The 20,620-nt window shown below is 44.8% G+C and carries 17 protein-coding genes; all 17 read left to right on the top strand.

Features of this window, described 5'->3' with window-relative positions:
- On the top strand, positions 1 to 648 hold the full coding sequence (locus NQ556_RS06275; protein WP_008369247.1) for a vitamin B12 dependent-methionine synthase activation domain-containing protein: 648 nt from the start codon (positions 1 to 3) through the stop codon (positions 646 to 648).
- A 12-nt stretch (positions 649 to 660) separates the two neighbouring features.
- Positions 661 to 3,087 (top strand): homocysteine S-methyltransferase family protein, encoded by a 2,427-nt coding sequence (locus tag NQ556_RS06280; RefSeq protein WP_008369245.1) that lies wholly within the window; start codon positions 661 to 663, stop codon positions 3,085 to 3,087.
- 134 nt (positions 3,088 to 3,221) lie between these two features.
- On the top strand, positions 3,222 to 3,353 hold the full coding sequence (locus NQ556_RS06285) for a hypothetical protein (protein WP_008369243.1): 132 nt from the start codon (positions 3,222 to 3,224) through the stop codon (positions 3,351 to 3,353).
- A gap of 118 nt (positions 3,354 to 3,471) precedes the next feature.
- Positions 3,472 to 6,111, top strand: a complete 2,640-nt coding sequence (alaS, locus tag NQ556_RS06290) for an alanine--tRNA ligase (RefSeq protein WP_055260783.1) — start codon at positions 3,472 to 3,474, stop codon at positions 6,109 to 6,111.
- Positions 6,112 to 6,269: 158 nt separating this feature from the next.
- Entirely contained in the window at positions 6,270 to 6,446 is a 177-nt protein-coding gene (rpsU, locus tag NQ556_RS06295) for a 30S ribosomal protein S21 (protein ID WP_004054229.1), read from the top strand.
- A gap of 64 nt (positions 6,447 to 6,510) precedes the next feature.
- The gene (locus NQ556_RS06300) at positions 6,511 to 7,125 is read left to right on the top strand and encodes a putative ABC transporter permease (RefSeq protein WP_008369238.1); all 615 of its coding nucleotides are present in this window, start codon (positions 6,511 to 6,513) and stop codon (positions 7,123 to 7,125) included.
- 220 nt (positions 7,126 to 7,345) lie between these two features.
- Entirely contained in the window at positions 7,346 to 8,587 is a 1,242-nt protein-coding gene (locus NQ556_RS06305) for an aspartate aminotransferase family protein (RefSeq protein WP_022219905.1), read from the top strand.
- A 98-nt stretch (positions 8,588 to 8,685) separates the two neighbouring features.
- Complete coding sequence (locus NQ556_RS06310) at positions 8,686 to 8,970, top strand: hypothetical protein (protein ID WP_022219906.1); 285 nt, start codon at positions 8,686 to 8,688, stop codon at positions 8,968 to 8,970.
- A 71-nt stretch (positions 8,971 to 9,041) separates the two neighbouring features.
- The gene (locus NQ556_RS06315; RefSeq protein WP_022219907.1) at positions 9,042 to 10,298 is read left to right on the top strand and encodes a D-alanyl-D-alanine carboxypeptidase family protein; all 1,257 of its coding nucleotides are present in this window, start codon (positions 9,042 to 9,044) and stop codon (positions 10,296 to 10,298) included.
- Positions 10,299 to 10,313: 15 nt separating this feature from the next.
- The gene (locus tag NQ556_RS06320) at positions 10,314 to 11,207 is read left to right on the top strand and encodes a metallophosphoesterase (protein ID WP_008369230.1); all 894 of its coding nucleotides are present in this window, start codon (positions 10,314 to 10,316) and stop codon (positions 11,205 to 11,207) included.
- Between the two features lie 32 nt (positions 11,208 to 11,239).
- On the top strand, positions 11,240 to 12,007 hold the full coding sequence (locus NQ556_RS06325) for a segregation and condensation protein A (protein ID WP_008369228.1): 768 nt from the start codon (positions 11,240 to 11,242) through the stop codon (positions 12,005 to 12,007).
- A gap of 6 nt (positions 12,008 to 12,013) precedes the next feature.
- Positions 12,014 to 12,583, top strand: coding sequence for an SMC-Scp complex subunit ScpB (gene scpB / locus NQ556_RS06330; RefSeq protein WP_008369227.1), 570 nt, complete (start codon positions 12,014 to 12,016; stop codon positions 12,581 to 12,583).
- A 76-nt stretch (positions 12,584 to 12,659) separates the two neighbouring features.
- Positions 12,660 to 14,060, top strand: coding sequence for a D-alanyl-D-alanine carboxypeptidase family protein (locus NQ556_RS06335; RefSeq protein WP_022219908.1), 1,401 nt, complete (start codon positions 12,660 to 12,662; stop codon positions 14,058 to 14,060).
- A gap of 239 nt (positions 14,061 to 14,299) precedes the next feature.
- Complete coding sequence (locus NQ556_RS06340) at positions 14,300 to 16,288, top strand: 2-isopropylmalate synthase (protein WP_008369222.1); 1,989 nt, start codon at positions 14,300 to 14,302, stop codon at positions 16,286 to 16,288.
- A gap of 281 nt (positions 16,289 to 16,569) precedes the next feature.
- Positions 16,570 to 18,057, top strand: a complete 1,488-nt coding sequence (locus tag NQ556_RS06345; RefSeq protein WP_022219909.1) for a peptide MFS transporter — start codon at positions 16,570 to 16,572, stop codon at positions 18,055 to 18,057.
- Positions 18,058 to 18,100: 43 nt separating this feature from the next.
- A complete protein-coding gene (locus tag NQ556_RS06350) occupies positions 18,101 to 19,204 on the top strand; it encodes a hypothetical protein (protein ID WP_022219910.1) in 1,104 nt (367 codons plus the stop codon).
- A gap of 11 nt (positions 19,205 to 19,215) precedes the next feature.
- Positions 19,216 to 20,295, top strand: coding sequence for a M24 family metallopeptidase (locus tag NQ556_RS06355; RefSeq protein ID WP_008369215.1), 1,080 nt, complete (start codon positions 19,216 to 19,218; stop codon positions 20,293 to 20,295).
- The last annotated feature ends 325 nt before the right edge of the window (positions 20,296 to 20,620 follow it).

A 20,620-nucleotide genomic window follows, 5' to 3' on the forward strand; every position in this document is an offset into this window, starting at 1 on the left:
ATGACAGATACCAGAACGAAAGAAGCAATTCGTTATCTGGGATATGGAAGACATGCGGTAGATGAACAGACGCTTGCGCTGATCGATGTTTCCTTCGGGGAGCTCGATCAGACTACGCAGGCAAAATCCGTCTATCGCATTTTTGACTGTAAAGTTACAGGAGAAGACCAGGTGACGATCGGAAAAATGAATATTAAAAGCAGAAGTCTCGGAAAGAATCTCAGAGGCTGCAAAGAGGCAGTTGTATTTGGCGCAACACTCGGTACCAGTGTCGATATACTGATGAAACGTTATTCACTGACAGATATGGCGAAATCTGTCGTATTGCAGGCATGCGCAGCTGCATATCTGGAGGAGTACTGTGACGATCTGCAGCTTTCGATCGGAGAAGAGTTAAAAGCACAGAATGAATGGCTCAGACCGAGATTCAGTCCGGGATACGGTGATTTTGATATCCATCATCAGGACGATATCTTACGGATGCTGGATACGGCAAAGAAGATCGGACTTACCATGACAGACAGCTATATGCTCACACCGACAAAATCGGTGACTGCAATCATTGGGATCAGTGATACGCAGGAAAAATGCCACATCAAAGGCTGCGAAGCGTGTGAGAAGAAGGACTGCATTTACAGAAGAAATTAAGGAGCGTAGGGTATGAATATCAGAGAACGTTTGGGAAAAGAACTTTTATTTTTAGATGGAGGAATGGGAACTCTTCTGCAGGCAGAAGGACTTGCACCGGGAGAACTTCCGGAGACCTGGAACATCGAACATCCGGAAAAGGTGGAAGCGATTCACCGCAGATATTACGAAGCAGGAAGTGATGTGGTTCTTGCAAATACCTTTGGCGCTAATATCTGCAAATTTCATGATGACAGATATACGGTTGAAGAAGTGATCCGTGCAGGGATTGCAAATGCAAAAAGAGCAGGAGAGCAGATTGGAAAAGAGACTTATGTGGCACTGGATATGGGACCGACCGGAAAGCTATTAAAACCAATGGGAGATCTGGATTTTGATGATGCTTATGAAGCATTTGCAGAAGCCGTCCGCTATGGAGAAAAGTACGGTGCAGACCTGATCCATATCGAGACCATGAGTGACACCTATGAAGTAAAGGCAGCCATTCTTGCAGCAAAAGAAAATTCTTCTCTTCCGGTATTTGTAACCATGATCTTTGATGAAAGAGGAAAGCTTCTGACAGGTGGGGATGTCCCTTCTGTTGTGGCAATGCTGGAAGGACTCCGCGTAGATGCACTGGGGCTGAACTGTGGACTTGGGCCGAAACAGATGCTTCCAATCCTGAACGATTTAAGAAGATATACCTCCCTTCCGATCATTGTGAAGCCAAATGCCGGACTTCCGAAGCAGAAGAACGGGGAAACGTATTACGATGTAGAGCCGGATGAGTTTGCCCGGATCATGCAGGAGGTTGTAAAAGGAGGAGCCTGTGTGATCGGCGGATGCTGCGGAACGACACCGGAGCATATTAAAAAGCTGGTAGAAGAATGCAAAGATCTTCCGCTGCGCGAGATCGAGAAAAAGCATGATACGATCGTATCTTCTTATGGACAGGCTGTGATTCTGGATGATATGCCGCGTATCATCGGAGAAAGAATCAACCCGACCGGAAAGAAAAAATTCAAAGAAGCACTGAAAAATGAAGATATGGACTACATTCTGAAAGAAGCGATCACGCAGCAGGATAAGGGCGCGCACATTCTGGATGTCAATGTAGGACTTCCGGATATTGACGAAGTTGCCATGATGGAAAAAGTTGTAAAAGAACTGCAGAGCGTGACCAGTCTTCCACTTCAGATTGACACGGTAGATGGAAAGGCTATGGAACGTGCAATGCGTATCTACAATGGAAAGCCGATGATCAACTCTGTAAACGGAAAGCAGGTTTCTATGGACGAAGTTTTTCCTCTGGTCCGGAAATATGGCGGTGTGGTTGTCGGACTGACCATTGATGAAGAGGGGATTCCGAAGGATGCAGAAGGCCGTGTGCGTGTTGCAGGTAAGATCATCAATGAAGCAGCCAAATACGGAATCGACAAGAAAGATATCGTGATTGATGTGCTGACCATGACCATCAGTTCGGAAAAGGACGGGGCAAAGGTTACCCTGGAAGCATTGAAGAGAGTACGGGAAGAATTCGGGGTCAGAACCGTTCTTGGAGTATCGAATATTTCTTTTGGACTTCCAAGGCGCCCGATCGTCAACAGCTATTTCTATGCGATGGCAATGCAGAACGGACTGACGGCAGGAATCATCAATCCATCCTCAGAAGATATGATGAAAGCTTATCGTTCTTATAATGCACTGATGGGCTTTGATGAAAATTGTACGAATTATATCAGTACTTATGCGGGAACCACAGAGACGGTGACAGTCCAGGCATCGCAGGCAGCTGCAGTAGCCGGAAATGCACCAAAAGCTGCAGGCGTTGAGATGACACTCAAATATGCGATCGAGAGAGGGCTGAAAGAAGAGGCGCATCATATCACCCGTGACCTGATCGGTACGAGGGAACCGCTGGATATCATCCAGGAGGAACTGATCCCGGCACTCAATGTAGTCGGTGAAGGTTTTGAAAAGGGAACCGTCTTCCTTCCGCAGCTTCTGATGAGTGCGGATGCTGCGAAGATTGCCTTTGCGGTTATCAAGGATGTGCTTGCTTCATCCGGACAGGAAGAAGAAAAGAAGGAGAAGATCATCCTTGCCACCGTAAAAGGTGATATCCATGATATCGGAAAGAATATAGTGAAAGTTCTTCTTGAAAATTATGGTTTTGATGTGATCGATCTCGGAAAGGATGTGCCGCCGGAGGCAATCGTAGAAAAAGCAGTTGAGGAGAATGTCACTTTGGTAGGCTTAAGTGCGCTGATGACCACAACTGTAGTCAGCATGGAAGAGACGATCAAACTCTTAAGAGAGAAAAAACCGGACTGCAAAGTCATGGTAGGCGGGGCTGTTCTGAACCAGGATTACGCGGATATGATCGGGGCAGATTTCTATGGAAAAGATGCCATGCAGTCCGTACACTATGCGCAGAAATTTTTTGGCATGGTGGAGTAGGAACTGCAAGGCAGATACAAAAGGTCGAAATTGTATGTGAAAATGCTAAAAAAGTTTGGAAAATTTTTTTGTATATGCTATAATATGCATAAATCAAGGAGAAAAGAAAATGATAGCATGGGAGGCATGACAAGATGGCATTTTTTTCAACACTGATCTCTACGGTATTGAAGATGCTCTTTATCGGAGTATTTGCAGTCGGAGGGGTTTTTGCAGGCAAGAAGCTTCGCAAAAGAAAAGACGCAAAGAATTCAGAGACTAAGTAGAATGGAAAAAAGAAGGAATCGCAGAAAATGCGGTTCCTTTTTAAATTCCATTATATTGACAAGCCATCAAAATCTCTTTATAATTAGAATTTAGCTGATAGAAGCGAGGAGGATAAAGATGAAAGCTTACGGAGTTAACGAACTTAGACGCATGTTTCTTGACTTTTTTGAGAGCAAAGGTCATTTAAAAATGAAAAGCTTTTCGCTGGTGCCGCACAATGATAACAGCCTTCTGCTGATCAATTCAGGAATGGCACCGCTGAAACCATATTTTACAGGACAGGAGATCCCACCGAGACGCCGTGTGACAACCTGTCAGAAATGTATCCGTACAGGAGATATCGAGAACGTAGGAAAGACTGCACGTCACGGTACTTTCTTTGAAATGCTTGGTAACTTCTCATTCGGTGATTACTTTAAGACAGAAGCGATCCACTGGTCATGGGAATTCCTGACAGAAGTGGTTGGACTGGATCCGGATCGTCTGTACCCGTCCGTATATGAAGACGATGATGAGGCATGGAAGATCTGGAACGAAGAGATTGGTATTGCACCAGAGAGAATTTTCCGTTTCGGAAAAGAAGACAACTTCTGGGAGCATGGATCAGGTCCGTGCGGTCCGTGTTCAGAGATTTACTATGACCGTGGAGAAAAATACGGATGTGGTAAACCGGGATGTACAGTAGGCTGCGAATGTGACCGTTATATGGAGATCTGGAACAACGTATTTTCACAGTTCGACAATGATGGACATGGAAACTACAGCGAACTGAAGCAGAAGAATATTGATACCGGTATGGGACTTGAGAGACTTGCATGTATCGTACAGGATGTAGACTCTATGTTCGATATTGATACTTTAAAAGCACTGCGTGACCAGGTATGTGAGATCGCAGGAGTATCTTATGGAGATAATGAAAGCACAGACGTATCTCTGCGTGTAATCACAGACCATGTGCGTTCTGTATCTTTCATGATCTCTGATGGTATTATGCCGTCTAATGAAGGAAGAGGATATGTTCTTCGCCGTCTTCTCCGCCGTGCATGCCGTCACGGAAGACTTCTGAACATTGCACCGGGATTCCTTACAGATCTTGCTGCAACTGTGATCGAAGGCTCTAAAGACGGATATCCGGAGCTGGAAGAAAAGAAAGACTTTATCATGAATGTCATCCGCAAGGAAGAAGAGCAGTTTGAGAAGACCATCGACCAGGGGCTTGTCATTCTGAATGAGATGAAAGAAAAGATGGCAGAAGAAGGAACAAAGACTCTGTCCGGAGAAGATGCGTTCAAATTATATGATACCTATGGATTCCCGATCGATCTTACCAAAGAGATCCTGGAAGAAGAAGGTATAGATATTGATGAAGAGGGATTTAAAGCCGCAATGGAAGTTCAGCGCCAGACTGCAAGAAAAGCACGTAAGGCAACGAACTACATGGGAGCAGATGCAACCGTATACGAATCCATTGATCCGTCTGTAACCTCTAAGTTTGTCGGATACGAGCATCTGGAATATGAATCGAAGATTACGGTACTTACCACAGAAGATGAGATCGTAGACGCTCTTTCTGACGGTGAGAGAGGAACCATCTTTGTAGATGAGACTCCGTTCTACGCAACAAGCGGTGGACAGGAAGCCGACCACGGTGTGATCAAATGCGGTGACGGTGAATTTGTTGTGGAAGATGTGAAGAAGATGCTTGGTGGCAAGATCGGTCATATCGGTTATATGGCAAAGGGTATGATGAAGGTTGGAGATCAGGTTACTCTGACCGTTGATTCGCAGAGACGTGTGCTTTGTGCAAGAAACCACAGTGCGACCCATCTGCTTCAGAAAGCACTCCGTACCGTACTTGGTACACATGTAGAACAGTCCGGATCTTATGTAGACGACAAGAGACTTCGTTTCGACTTCTCTCATTTCTCGGCAATGACACCGGAAGAACTGCAGAAAGTAGAAGATATGGTAAATGAAAGCATTTCCAGATCTCTGCCGGTTGTCATTAAGAACATGCCGATTGAAGAAGCAAGAAAGACCGGAGCACAGGCTCTGTTCGGTGAGAAATACGGCGACATCGTCCGTGTTGTAAATATGGGAGATTACTCTATTGAGTTCTGCGGTGGTACACATGTTGCCAATACAAGCGAGATCGGAGCATTCAAGATCCTGTCTGAAAGTGGTGTGGCAGCAGGGGTACGCCGTATCGAAGCACTTACATCCAAAGGACTGATGGATTATTATGGAGAACTGGAACAGTTGCTTCATGAAGCAGCCAAGCTCCTGAAAGCAACTCCGGATACTGTGTCTGAGAAGATCGCACACCTTCAGGCTGAGAACAAAGAACTTCACAGTGAAGTAGAAAGCCTGAAGAGCAAGCTCGCAAAAGATGCCATGGGTGATGTGATGGATCAGGTAGAAGAAGTAGCCGGCGTAAAAGTGATTGCTGTCAGCGTAGAAGATATGGACATGAACGGACTGCGTGACCTTGGAGACCAGCTCAAGGAGAAAATCGGAGAAGGCGTGGTCGTGATCGCATCCAGCGCGAACGGCAAGGTAAGCCTGATGGCTACAGCAACAGATGAAGCAATGAAGAAGGGTGCTCACGCAGGCAACCTGATCAAGGCAATCGCTTCCTGTGTAGGCGGCGGCGGCGGTGGACGTCCGAACATGGCACAGGCTGGCGGAAAGAACCCGGCTGGAATCCCGGATGCCCTTGCAAAAGTCAAAGAGGTACTGGCAGAACAGATAAAATAATGCCGGAAAATGACAGATTTATGCATATTTTTCCTATTTTTCAAAAAATTCTTGACTGAGATGAAAAATATGATATAATCTAATGTAGTGCAATAAATATACCCGAACAGTCGTATGATGCACAATACCAGGCTGGAGGGGAGGTTAGGTGTGAGACTATGTCAAATGTAATCGTTAAAGAAAACGAAACGTTAGATAGTGCTTTACGCAGATTCAAAAGAAACTGTGCCAAAGCAGGAATTCAGCAGGAGATTCGCAAAAGAGAACATTACGAAAAACCAAGCGTTAGACGTAAAAAGAAATCTGAAGCTGCTAGAAAACGTAAATATAACTAATATGTGCAGAACAATAATGGAGGGTTTATGATTCATAAACCCTCCATTTTTACAGGAAAATTTTATGTGGTGGAATAGGATAATATTTGGAATAGATGGATATGAGGTTGTGATGTGGTTTCTGACTTACAGCATGATGGGATGGCTGGTGGAATCCATCTATATGTCATTTTGTAATCATAAGATTACGAACAGGGGATTTGCAAAAGGTCCGTTTTGCCCGATCTACGGGTTTGGTGCTCTTACGGTGTTTTTTATATTACGTCCGTATAGCGACAATAGTATACTGCTGTTTTTCCTGGGATCGTTTCTTGCAACGACGTTGGAATTTCTGACGGCACTTGTGATGAAGCGCATTTTCGGTGAGATCTGGTGGGATTACCATGAGAAGCCATTTAACTACAGGGGGATCATCTGTCTGGAGAGTTCGATCGCATGGGGATTCTATACGTTGTTCCTTTTTATGTTCCTGCAGAACATAGTTGCAGCGTTTGTTGCCATGATACCGGTTCGTGCAGGGCGTGCAATTGGCAATCTGATCCTGATTGGATATATTATGGATTTTTCTGCGACAATTTATCGTCAGAAGAAAGAAAATCTTCGGGAAAGCATGGATGAGGAACAAATACAGCAGATTGAACAAGCAAAAGACAAAATGAAAGATAATTTTTTGACATAATTGTTGTTGACAAAACCATAGACTGTGGTCTATACTGTGTCTTGTAAACGACAAGGACGTCATGTACAGTTAGTACATGGCGTCTTTTTGTTTGGCGGTAAATTCCGAAGGGATTTCCTGCTAAACAAAAGGCACATTCTTTTACACATTTTTATTCGAAGTCCGGAACGAATAGCATGAAGTAGTATATGATCAAAAGAAGGAAAGCGAGGAGATTCTTATGAAACTCAAAGACACAGGACTCACAGCAGAAGAATTAAAGGACATTGTAAAAAAATATATGGTAGAAACCTATGCAAGATATGATTTTATCGCAGAACGTGCAGAAGGTATGTATCTCTACGATGAAAAAGGGGTAGCTTACCTCGACTTTTATGGTGGAGTTGCCGTAAATACACCAGGTAACAGAAATCCGAAGGTTGTCGCAGCAGTAAAAGACCAGCTTGATGACATCATGCATACATTCAATTACCCATACACAATTCCACAGGCACTTCTCGCAAAGAAGATCTGTGACACGATCGGAATGGATAAGATTTTCTTCCAGAACTCAGGAACAGAAGCCAACGAATGTATGATCAAGATGGCAAGAAAATACGGCGTTGAAAAATATGGCCCGGAACATTACCATATCGTAACAGCAATCAATGGTTTTCACGGAAGAACATACGGAGCACTTTCCGCAACAGGACAGCCGGATAACGCATGCCAGCTTGGATTTAAACCGATGCTTCCGGGATTCTCCTACGCAGAATATAACAACCTTGAAGATTTCAAGTCAAAAGTAACAGATAACACGATCGCGATCATGATCGAGCCGGTACAGGGCGAAGGTGGTGTACATCCGGCAACACAGGAATTTATCGAAGGACTTCGTAAACTCTGTGATGAAAGAGGTATGCTTCTCCTTCTCGATGAAGTACAGACCGGATGGGGACGTACAGGATCTCCAATGGCATTCATGGGATATGGTGTAAAACCTGACTGTGTAACGATGGCAAAAGCTATGGGAGGCGGAATGCCGATCGGTGCATGCTGCGCAAGCGAAGAAGTAGCTGCAGTATTTACATCAGGAACACATGGCTCTACATACGGTGGACATCCACTTGCATGTGCCGCATCTCTTGCTTCCATTTCTGAAATCCTCGACAGAGATTTAAGTGGAAATGCAAAAGTAATGGGTGAATACATGAAAGAAAAACTTGCAGAGCTTCCACATGTAAAAGAAGCAAGAGGAAAAGGACTTCTGGTAGGATGCGAATACGATATTCCGATCGCTCTTGAAGTAAAATGGGCATGCTTCAGAAGAAGACTTCTGATCACAGCGATCGGCGACAGCGTAAACCGTATGATCCCGCCACTGATCCTTGCAAAAGAACACGTAGATCAGGCAATCGAGATCATGAGAGATGCAATCAACGAAGCTGCTGCAAAATATGAGGTAGATCAGAAGACTGCATAGTATAGACATTCCTCCGACTTATTGATATAATTGTATAAAAAATAGAGTACCGGCACAGAAATCCCCCAGTTTCTGTGCCGGTTTTTGAGGTGAAAAATATGTTAGAAAGAATGCAGCTTTTTCCGCTGAATTTTTATAAAAAAGCGAAATTTAACGGAAGTATGGGAAAAATGAACTATCGCCTGGCGAAAGAAGAAAAAAAGACCGATGAGGAAAATTCAGAAACGATTCTTGTCGGAAGTATCTGGGAAGGACCGTTTATTTATGATAAGATTCCACAGGAAAAGATCACAAAGAGAGAATTCCCATTTGCAGAAGAAGGAATCTGTCAGGCAATGGACTGGTTCAATGAGGAAGGCGAAAAAATGAACCGGGAAGTGTAAAGAAAGGTTCTATTTTCCTGTCAGAAGGCTTATTTATATAGTATCGATGGATGGAAAAAAGGAGTCTTATGATGCGCAAATTTCTGGCAGGTCTGCTTGGCATGGTTCTGTGCGTGCAGACCGTATATGGGATCCCGGTCCGGGCGGCAGATGTTTTCGAGCCGGGAGAAAGACCGAAAGCTATGCAGGATGTGATCCGGCAGGAGGATCCGGAGCAGACGAACAGAGACAATTCGGGCAATCTGACCGGTCTGGAACTATCTGCTGAGTCCGCAGTTATTATGGAAGCTTCCGGAGGTCAGGTTCTCTTAGAAAAAAATGCGGATGAGAAAAAGCCCCCGGCGAGTGTGACAAAGGTTATGACGCTGCTTCTGATCTTTGATGCACTGGCAGACGGAACGATCACGCCGGATACCGAAGTCACAACTTCTGAGTACGCTGCATCGATGGGCGGATCCCAGGTATTTCTGGAAGCTGGTGAGAAGCAGACTGTGGATACAATGATCAAGTGCATTGCTGTGGCAAGTGCCAATGATGCCTGCGTGGCGATGGCAGAAAAGATTGCCGGGAGTGAACCGGCTTTTGTGGAAAAGATGAATCAGAGATCGGCAGGACTTGGAATGACGAATACCCATTTTGTCAACTGTAATGGACTGGACACGGAAGGGCATCTGACGACAGCGAGAGACATTGCACTGATGTCACGGGAACTGATCACGAAGTATCCACAGATCGAGGACTACTCAACGATCTGGATGGAAAATATTACCCACACTACGGCAAAGGGCAGCAGTGAATTCGGACTGAGTAATACCAACAAACTGATCCGGCAGTATGAATACGCAACCGGACTGAAGACCGGATCCACAAGCGGTGCGAAGTTCTGCCTGTCTGCAACGGCAAGAAAAGACGGGGTCAATATGATTGCGGTTGTGATGGCAGAGCCGGATTCTAAGACACGGATAAAGGATGCCATTGCCATGTTAAACTATGGCTTTGGGAAATGCAGTATTTACCAGGATGAAAAGGCACTGGAAAAAATTGTGTATGCCGAAGTGAAACATGGAATGCAGGAGAAGGCAAAGGGAGAGACGCTGGAGGGCTTCCGGTATGTGGATACCAGTGGATCAGATCTGTCTGCCGTGGAAAAAGAGGTACAGATACAGAAACAGACTGCCCCGGTAAAGAAAGGCGACCAGATCGGAGAAGTCATTTACCGGCTGAATGAGAAAACCATCGGAAGCGTTCCGGTTTATGCGACAGAAGGTGTCGGGGAGTTGACATTTGGGGGCGCATTCCTTAAAATTCTGGAAGAAATGATGGTATAACGAAAGAGGGAAGAGATGAAGGCAACAGGGATTATCGTATTGATACTGGTGATTTTTGCAGCAGCAGTTCTTGCAGAAGTATGGCGGGAGCTGCACTGCTTCAAGATTACAAGATACCGGATCAGAACCAGTAAAATAAAGGGAGATGCCGGAAAAGTACGGATTGCTTTCTTAAGTGATCTGCATAATCATGTCTATGGAAAAGAGAATGAGGAGCTGCTTTTGGCGATCAGGGAAGCAAAGCCGGATCTGATACTGGCAGGCGGCGATATGCTGGTCGGGAAAGCCGGAAGAGACTGGACAGCGGCAGCGGATTTGATGAAAAAACTTCCACAGATCGCACCGGTCTGGTGCTGTAATGGCAATCATGAGCAGAGAATGCATGAGCAGCAGGAGATTTACGGCAAAGAATATGGATATTATGAGAATGAACTGAAAAAGGCAGGGATTCATGTCCTGGTGAATGGATCAGAAGAGATCCCGGTAAACGGGATGAAGCTGCGCTTATATGGGATGGAGCTTCCATTTGGATGCTATAAAAAAGGATGGAAGGTGTGTCCGCTTACGACTGGCGAGATGGAAGAACGGATTGGCAGTGCAGAGACGGACGCATACTGCATTTTAATGGCACATCATCCGCTTTACGCAGAAACCTACTGGAAGTGGGGAGCAGACCTGGTGCTGTCCGGACATTTACATGGCGGGATTGCCAGATTTCCACTGCTTGGCGGTGTGATCAGTCCGCAGTTCCGTCTGTTTCCACGCTACAGCGGGGACTGTTATGAAAAAGACGGGAAATATATTGTGGTCAGCAAAGGGCTTGGAACCCACACAATCAATTTCCGCTTCTGGAATCCGGCAGAGTTAGTCGTACTTGATATCATCCCGGCTTTCCTGTATAATAAATAAGGTTATCGACAATTTGACTGGAAAGGATATCTATGGGAAAAGGAATACCGGTAAAGCTGCAGGTTTTTGAGGGACCTCTGGATCTGCTCTTACATTTGATCGATAAAAATAAAATAGACATCTACGATATTCCGATCGTAGAGATCACCAACCAGTATATGGAATATATCCAGGCGATGGACAGAGCAGACCTGAATGTCATGAGTGAATTTCTGGTCATGGCGGCGACACTTCTGGACATCAAATGCAAGATGCTTCTTCCAAAGGAAGTCAATGAAGAGGGCGAGGAAGAAGATCCGCGTCAGGAACTGGTAGAGCAGCTTTTGCAGTACAAGATGTACAAATATATGTCTTATGAACTGCGTGACCGCCAGGTGGACGGAGAAAAGCTGTTCTATAAGGGAGCGACCATTCCGGATGAAGTAAAGGAATACGAAGAACCGGTAGATCTGGATACGCTTCTTGACGGGCTGACCCTGACGAAGCTGAATGATATTTTTCAGGATATCCTGAAAAGACAGGCAGATAAGACGGATCCGATCCGAAGTAAGTTCGGCAAGATCGAGAAAGAAGAGGTTACGCTTCCGGAGAAACTGGAATATGTTTATGAGTATGCAAAGGTACATCACAGATTCAGTTTCCGGGATCTCCTGAAAAAGCAGGCATCCAAGGTACAGATCATTGTCACCTTCCTGGCGGTGCTGGAGCTGATGAAGACAGGAGAGATACAGGTATATCAGGAACATACGTTTGATGATATCATCATTACATCGGACGAGGGACTGCGGCAAGGAGTATAGAAGAAAATGAGAACAAAACAGTTGGAGAGTATCATAGAGGCAATCCTGTTCACTATGGGAGATTCGGTCGAGGTGAATAAGATCGCATCCGCGATCGAGCAGGATGTGCCGACGACGGAGAAACTTATCCATAATATGATGGACAAGTATCAGAAAGAGGAGCGTGGCATCCGGATCATCGAACTGGATCATGCATATCAGCTCTGTAGCAAACCGGAGATGTATGAGTATCTGATCCGGATCGCAAAGCAGCCGAAAAAGTATGTCCTGACAGATGTCATGCTGGAGACGCTTTCAATCATTGCTTACCGTCAGCCGATCACCAAGCTGGAGATTGAGAAGATTCGCGGAGTCAAATCGGATCATGCGGTAAACAAGCTGATCGAGTACAATCTGGTCTGCGAGCTTGGGCGCCTTGATGCACCGGGACGTCCGCTGCTTTTTGGAACAACCGAAGAATTTCTGCGCAGATTCAGTGTGCAGTCTTTAGATGATCTCCCGGGCATTGAACCGGAGAAGCTGGAGACATTCAAAGAAGAAGCGGAAGATGAGGCACAGATCCGGCTGAATATTTAAAATGGAATCCATAGTATAAACGCCCGTCCCTGTTCATAAAATGGAACAGAAAAGAGCAGGAGGGAGACCGGGGCACATGAAAAAGAAAGAAAAGAAGAGGAATGGAATACCGGCACGGACCAGAAGAGGGATTCTGGCAGCGTGCATGGTATTCTTTTTTAGTTTGCAGATTTTTCAAGGAAAGATGCTATGGAGAGAATCCACAGGAGAAAGTCCGGGTAAGGTCTTATCCGGGAAAGTGCCTGCGGAAGAAAATGAACGGACACAGATAATGGAGACTACGCAGCAAAAGGAACCGGTCTCGGATGCACAGACTGCACAGGAAAAAGAAACCCGTGAGCAGGAAAGGAAGCAGCTTCTTACTCGGCTCTATGCCCGTTCCGCTGCGCTGGTGGATGCGGACAGCGGCAGGGTTCTGCTCGGAAAAGAAGAGCATGTAATGCGCCCGATGGCAAGTACAACGAAGATCATGACCTGCATTCTTGCGCTGGAAAAGGGAAATCCGAAGGACCTGGTGACAGCCTCTGCAAATGCGGTCGCACAGCCGAAGGTTCATCTGGGAATGCACGAAGGGGAAGCGTTTTATCTGGGGGATCTTCTATATTCCCTGATGCTGGAATCCCATAATGATTCTGCAGTGGCGATCGCGGAACACCTTGCAGGATCCGTTCCGCAATTTGCCGGGTGGATGAATGAAAAGGCAGAAGAGATCGGATGCACTGAGGCACATTTTGTTACGCCAAACGGATTGGATGAAGAGGATGTGGGCGGTGTGCACAGCATTTCAGCTGCAGATCTGGCAAAAATCATGAGCTACTGTGTCTTGCGTTCTCCCAAAGCTGCAGAATTTCTTGCAATCACGCAAATGCCGGCATACAGCTTTTCTGATGCTGAGGGAAAGGGGAATTTTAGCTGCAGCAACCACAATGCATTTCTTCAGATGATGGATGGCGCGATTTCCGGGAAAACAGGGTTTACCGGGGATGCCGGATACTGCTATGTAGGGGCTTTGCAGAGTGAGGGCCGCACATTTGTAGTGGCACTGCTTGCCTGTGGCTGGCCAAACAACAAGAATTATAAATGGACAGATACCAGAAAACTGATGGAGTACGGAATGGCACATTATCGTTATGCTGAGGTGTGGAAAATACCGGAGCTTTCGAAAATACCCGTGGAAAACAGTGTTTCCAAAAATGGTTTGTTTGGAAAAACAGCAGTGGAAGTGGAAATCAAAGGAAAAGAAAGTCCGGGTAAGATTCTGGTCGGAGATGATGATGTGGCAGAAGAAAAGACAGAAGTACCGGAAAAACTGGATGCGCCGGTGAAAAGCGGAACACCGGTCGGACAGATCACGTATCTCTTAAACGGGGAGAAATGGGGGAGCTGCCAGGCTGTTGTAAAAGAAACAGTCAGACGGAGAACATTTACCTGGATAGCCATGAAAATGTGTGAAATGTTTTACCAATTTAATTTTTAAAACACGAGAAGAATAAAATAGATCAAGAAAATTGCTTAAATTCATCAATGGACTTTCGCGATAAGATATGTTAGCATTAGCTAGACAACAAAATAAGACAAGAAAGTTGACGGATATTTGTGAAAAGTCAGGAATTAGGCAAATTGTGTGATTTTTATGAAAAATTTCTTGTTTTTTCATATGAACAGAAGAAAAAGCAGATGCCGCCCTTTCCAATTAAATAAAAGGAGAGAAACAAAATGGAAAATTGTAAAAAATACGAGAGACAATATTTTATGCCTCCGAAATTTGAATATGATTGGGTGAAAAAAGATTATGTAGACGCACCGCCGATCTGGTGCAGCGTTGACCTGCGTGATGGAAACCAGGCACTGATCGAGCCGATGAGTCTGGATGAAAAGCTGGAATTCTTCCAGTTATTGGTCGATGTGGGATTCAAAGAGATCGAAGTCGGATTCCCGGCAGCATCTGAGACTGAGTACCAGTTCATGCGTACCCTGATCGAGAAAGACATGATCCCGGATGACGTGACTGTCCAGGTACTGACACAGGCAAGAGAGCACATCATCAAACGTACCTTCGAAGCTGTACAGGGAGCGCCACATGCTGTGATCCACGTGTACAACTCAACCTCTGTTGCACAGAGAGAACAGGTTTTCAAAAAAGACAAAGAACAGGTAAAACAAATCGCCATCGACGGAGCAAAGCTGTTGAAACAGCTTGCTGATCAGACAGAAGGAAACTTTACTTTCGAGTACAGTCCGGAAAGCTTTTCAGGAACAGAGGTGGACTATGCAGTGGATGTCTGCAATGCAGTACTGGATGTATGGCAGCCGACAAAAGATAAAAAAGTAATCATCAACATTCCGACAACCGTAGAAAACGCAATGCCACATGTATTTGCAGGACAGGTAGAATATGTAGATAAGAATCTGAAATACCGTGATGGCGTGGTACTCAGCCTTCACCCACACAACGACCGTGGATGCGGCGTGGCAACTGCTGAAATGGGTATTCTTGCAGGTGCAGACCGTATCGAAGGAACCTTATTTGGAAATGGAGAACGTACCGGTAACGTGGATATCGTGACATTGGCACTCAATATGTTCTCGCAGGGTGTAGATCCGGGACTGGATTTCACTGACATTCCAAAGATCCGTGAAATCTACGAACGCCTGACCAGAATGCATGTCTATGAAAGACAGCCATATGCAGGAGATCTGGTATTTACCGCATTCTCCGGCTCCCATCAGGATGCCATCGCAAAAGGTATGGCATGGCGTGAAGCGGAAGAAAGAGATCACTGGACCGTACCGTATCTGCCGATCGATCCGAAGGACATCGGAAGAACTTACGATAAAGATGTTATCCGTATCAACAGTCAGTCAGGAAAAGGCGGTGTAAGCTACATTCTGAAACAGAACTTTGGCATCAGCGTTCCGAAAGAAATGCGTGAAGAAGTCGGCTACATGGTAAAAGATGTATCCGATAAAGCACACAAGGAGCTGACTCCGGACTGGGTATACCACATTTTTGAAGATCATTATGTAAATTACAAAGGAATCTTCTCTATCGATGAATGCCACTTCAAACAGGAAGATGGTATTATAGCAGATGCAACCATTTCCCATGCAAATGGAAAACGTGTGGTAACAGCAGGCGGTAACGGACGTCTCGACGCAGTCAGCAATGCGATCAAACAGTACTTTGGTATCAGCTATGAACTGAGCTTCTACGAGGAACATTCCCTGACACGTGGTTCTTCTTCCAAGGCATGTGCTTATGTAGGTGTCATCTGCAATGGAAAGACCTACTGGGGAGTCGGAATTGATGCCGATATCATCAAAGCTTCTATTGAGGCATTGACAGTTGCTGTCAATAAGATCGATGAACTGAAGAATGTGAATGAATGTAAAGATGAAAGAATGGTAGAGATCATGAACTATATCCAGGCAAATTATCTGGATGTATCTTTAGATGATCTGGCAGAAAAATTCTTCCTGTCCAAACCGTATCTTTCTAAATATATCAAAGAAAAATCCGGAATGACTTTCGGGGATATTGTCAAAAAAGTCAGAATGAAAAAGGCACGTGCCCTGTTAAAGAGCAGCAGCATGACCGTTGAAAATATTGCACTGACCGTTGGATATCAGAATGTAGAGCATTTCAACAGACTTTTCAAGAAGGCGTACAATATCACACCGGTACAGTTCCGCAACCAGAAATAAATAATACATAAAAATGACGAAAAAAGGGCGCAAAAAACGGGAAAAAGACGTTTTTTGCGTTCTTTTTTGCCAATGTTTATGAATATGAACAAAATTTCATATTTACAGACGAAAATATTGACAAAGTTAACAAAAAAAAGTAAGATACTTGTATGTTCAAAATAAAAAACAAAAGTTAAAAATTATGAAACAAGGAGGAGTGAAGACATCTGAGGATGGGGAAAAATTAACGATTGTTTTTTGTTGAATGAATACAAAAGGTTATTTTGGAGGGAAAAATAATGAACGAACATGATGAGGCGTTAAGAAAACAAACCGCCTTTTTAGGACAGCCAAAGGGTGTGGGAACCCTGAGCTTTATGCAGCTTTGTAACTCTTTTGCAAACTATGCGATGAGTGCGGTACTGATTTACTACTTATACGCAAATGCACCGGAAGGACTTGGATTCAGCAAGGCAAATGCAGCACAGCTGATCTCTTTATATTCAACAGTTGTTGTACTGACAGGTATTGTCGGAAGCTTTGTCTGCGACCGTATCTTAGGATGCCGGAAGTCTTTATTTATAGCAAGATCACTTTCATTTATTGGATATGTATGCCTTGCATTACCACTTGGCGTTCCTGGCTATGGAATCGCTATGGGATGTCTGGCAATCGGACCGATGTTCGGTGGCAGATGTCTGGATGCTCTTCTTGGAAAATTCTATGATGAATCCGATGGAAGACGTGACAGCGCTTACACGATTTCTTACGTAATTTCCAACATTGGTGCAGCAGCTCCGGTACTTTCCGGTGCAATCGCAGCAGCACTCGGATACCATGTAGCATTCGCGGCATGTGCAGTCCTTGCATTCCTGGGTATCGTTGTATATGCAGTTACATACAAACCGTTCTTCGGTAATATCGGTATTGAACCGGATGATCCGCTTCCGGATGATAAGAAACGTTCTTTCATCACAAAGATGATCGTTGTACTTGTTATCTGCGCAGTTGTTCTTGCAACGCTTTTTGCAACAGGAACATTAAGTATTTCTGTATTCTCAAATGTAATCAGTACTGTATCGATCATTATCCCGATCGTATACCTGGTAGTTATTTACAAAAGTAAAAAGACAGAGTCACATGAGAAGAAGAAAATCCTCTGCCTGGTTCCGCCGTTCATCTGTAACGCAGTTACCCTGCTGATCTGGACACAGACAATTTCAATCCTTGCAATCTTCTATGAAGAAAAGGTTAACCGTGTACTGTTCGGAATTGAAGTGCCTGCAGCATCTATGCAGACAATCCCAGCAGTATTTGCAGTTATCATCGGAAGTATTCTGACAGCAGTATGGACAAAACTTGGAAAGAAACAGCCATACGGAACCACAAAGATGGGTATCGGAACAATCTTCTGGGGATTTGGAGCTTTAATCATTGCACTCCTCTATGTAATCTATCCTGGAGATGCAAAAGTCAGTGCATGGTGGATCGTATTATTCTATGCAATCCTGATGCTTGGTGAAGGATTTACCTGCCCGATCGGTTACTCAATCACGGCTGTTGCAGCACCGAAGGCATTCATGACACAGATGATGACAATCTGGTCAATGTCACAGTCTACAGGAGCTGCTCTTAACACGCTGCTCACTAATTTCTATAAAGAAGGAAGCGAAATTCCGTTCTTCGTAGCAATCGGTGTAGGTGTATGTGCAGTCGGTGCGGTTGTAGCAATCTTCAGTAAAAAGCTTGCAGTCGGAATGGGACTGGACAAGAACGCAGAAGCATAAAAGATTAGGAAATAAGTTTATGTTTCAGGAGGATGAAAAATAAATGTCAGAGAATTGTAATTATGCACCGGTCGAAAAAGTCATTCTGATCGATGACAGAAGAATTGAGATTTATTGGGGCGAACAGATGCGCCGTGCTGATAATGAAAACGATTATCTGGTAAAATACAAAGGGGAAGTACAGGAACTGGTACACTGGACCAGTGATATGACATGGGATTATGGTACGGTATACCAGAAAGAATCCATGCGTACCACACTTTCCCTGGTTCATCCGGTTGATCCGGAATGTGCAGGAGAGGTTACCGTACAGGTTGTCGGAAAGCTGACTGATGTAAAAGACAGACCGGCAGACAATGAAAAGGTCTACCAGACCGTGTATCAGCCATATTATGTAGTCCGCAAAAAAGGAACCTCCGGCATTGTAGTAAAAGCCGGAGAAAAAACAACACCGGCCGTAGTGGATAAAGCACTTGCAATTATTGATATGATGCTTGAAAAGATCCCGGAAGTAGCAGAAGAGCTTGTCCGCAGAGGTGCAGAGGTATCTGTGTTCGGACTGCTTGAGAATGCATATGATGTCCCGGAACACAGAATGGGATATCTGCTTGCAACCCGTCACGTGGCAGGTTACGGCGGTGAGATGACGAATCCGGCATCCTCTATTTCAGAGGCAAATGTAATCCGTCTCAGAACCGGAAGATATGCAACCAGTTATCCAAATGAGATGATCCTTGTGCATGAATTCGGACATGCGATCCATCTGGTTGGAATGAATGGTCTGAAAGACCAGACGCTTGCAGACATGATCCGGAAAGCATACCAGCATGCCAGCGACAATGGTTTGTGGCCGGACACTTATGCGATCAGCAATTACGAAGAGTATTTTGCAACCTTAAGTACTGTCTGGTTCAATGTCATGCAGGAAGGTGTTGACGGACGATGGGATGGTATCCGCGGACCGGTCAACACAAGAGAGGAACTGAAGGTTTATGATCCGGAAGGATATGAGCTGATGAAGCACATTTATCCGGAGAAGACACTTCCGGAACCTTGGCATTATAATGTAAACATCTATGATATTGATGGAAAACCATACAAATCATATGATGAAAATATGAAATTCAACTGGGATTTCATTCAGTAGGAGATGGAACAATGAATACACGCATACAGAAAATTGTAGATGCTGTAAAGAAAAATGGTCATGACGGAATTGTGATCAGCAAAGGCAGCGACATTAAGTATCTGACCGGCTTTACCGGAGAATATGGAGTTGCGGTCCTGCTTTTGACAGAAAAGAAAAACTATTTTGTAACCGACGGACGGTTTGAATTCCAGGCCGCACAGGAAACAGAAGGATTTGAAGTTGTTGTCTACGGTGAAGGACTGAATTACTTCAGCCAGACCGGTAAATTGGCGGCAGAAGCAGGGGTAAAACAGTGTGCAATCTGTGGAGCAGATCTTACGTTTGATGATTATCAGGATCTGGTAAGTCAGGCGCCTGATACCAAATTCGTTTCCGAAGGGTCTTATGTAGAACCTTTACGTGCGATCAAGACACCGAAAGAAATCGAGACGATCGAACAGGCATGCCGGATTTCAGAGAGATCTTTCTATGCACTGCTTGATGTGATCAAACCGGGCGTTACAGAGATCGATATTGCAAATGAACTGGAATATCAGTTCAGAAGCCGTGGCGGCTCCGGATTCTGCTTCGAGACGATCGTAGCATCTGGTCCGGATAACGGAGCAAACTGTCATGCGACAGCATCCGATAGAAAAATCCAGCTTGGTGATTTTGTGACGATTGATTTCGGAACTTATTATCACGGATACTGCTCGGATATTACCCGTACTGTTGCAGTAGGGAAAGCCAAAAATCCGGAGCTTTACAAGATGTTTGACGTAGTCAGAAAAGCAAAGGATGCTGGTCAGAACAGCCTGAAACCGGGAATGGTTATGGGCGAGCTCAGAGATATCATCGTGAAGGTAGTAGAAGATGCAGGCTATCATATTCCACATGGTCCGGGACACAACTTCGGACTGGATATTCATGAACAGCCGTATATCTGTACCGGCAGTAAAGTGACCCTTCAGCCGGGAATGGTTCATACGATCGAACCTGGAATTTACATTCCGGGAATCGGCGGAGTCCGTCAGGAAGATGATTTCCTGATCACAGAAGATGGATACCACAGAATTACAAATATTACAGATGCTCTGATCACACTGTAATAAAAATGTTGTCATCCTAAAAAAGTATAAAGAATGGAGGAAATCCTTATCTGGTGGTTTGCCGGATAAGGGTTTTCTTTTTTTGCGGGGACGGTCTGCGAGGGAGAGGTAGAGGGGCAGATTTAGAAAAATATGGGGGTGAAGTCCATTGTGCAAAATATTGCGATGAGCCTCTGAAAGCGAAAATTGTGTCAGCAGAGGCTTCCACAATTTTTGAGTCTCATCTCCATTGCACAATAAGTGCCTTCACCCCTATATTTTTTTAAATCTGCCGCGGTAATCTTTGGATGCAGACCTGGGAATCACAAAATTTTAATATTGATTG

This window comes from Coprococcus comes ATCC 27758, from assembly GCF_025149785.1.
GTDB lineage: Bacteria > Bacillota > Clostridia > Lachnospirales > Lachnospiraceae > Allocoprococcus > Allocoprococcus comes.